General features: G+C 53.4%; 1 protein-coding gene. It reads left to right on the top strand.

Features of this window, described 5'->3' with window-relative positions; genetic code table 11:
• On the top strand, window positions 1-761 hold a 761-nt coding region (locus ACFPZN_RS56275), incomplete at both ends, for a terminase TerL endonuclease subunit (protein ID WP_378293672.1).

Raw genomic sequence — 761 nt, 5'->3', positions numbered from 1 at the left:
GGGACGTTCTGGAGACGGCAACCGGCGCTCGTCTGCAATCGCTGCTTTTCGGTATCACCACCGCCGGTTTCAACAAAGAAGGCATCTGCTACGAATTGCGTGATTACGCCATCAAGGTGCTGCGTGGGCTGGTAAAAGACGATACGTTTTTTGCCATCATCTACACCTTAGATGAAGGTGACGATCCCTTTGATGAAAAAGTCTGGCAGAAGGCGAATCCGGGGCTGGGTATCTGTAAGCGCTGGGATGACCTGCGCCGCCTGGCTAAAAAGGCGAAAGAGCAGGTTTCGGCCAGAATTAACTTTTTCACCAAGCACATGAATATCTGGGTTACCGCTGAGTCAGCCTGGATGGACATGATGAAATGGGAGAGATGCGAGTTTATCGCCCCGGAGCACGAACTTAAAACCTATCCCTCCTGGGTGGGCGTTGACCTGTCAAACAAAATTGATATCTGTGCGGCCGCTAAAGTCTGGCGCGCGCCAGATGGCCACGTTCATGCGGATTTCAAATTCTGGCTACCGGAAGGACGCCTTGAGAAATGTTCACGCCAGATGGCAGAGCTCTATCGTAAGTGGGCCGGTATGGACAAGCTGATCCTTACCGACGGGGATGTAATCGACCATGCTCAGATTAAGGAAGAGCTACAGCTGTGGGTAGCTGGCGAGAGCCTGAAAGAAATTGGCTTCGACCCGTGGAGTGCGACGCAGTTCAGCCTTGCGCTGGCAGAAGAAGGGTTGCCGCTGGTGGAAGTTCCGCAG

The sequence above is a fragment of the Actinomadura rugatobispora genome, from assembly GCF_042656285.1.
Taxonomy (GTDB): Bacteria; Actinomycetota; Actinomycetes; order Streptosporangiales; family Streptosporangiaceae; genus Spirillospora; species Spirillospora rugatobispora.
The sequence above is the reverse complement of the archived record's forward strand: the minus strand, read 5'-3'. Positions and strand labels throughout refer to the sequence as shown.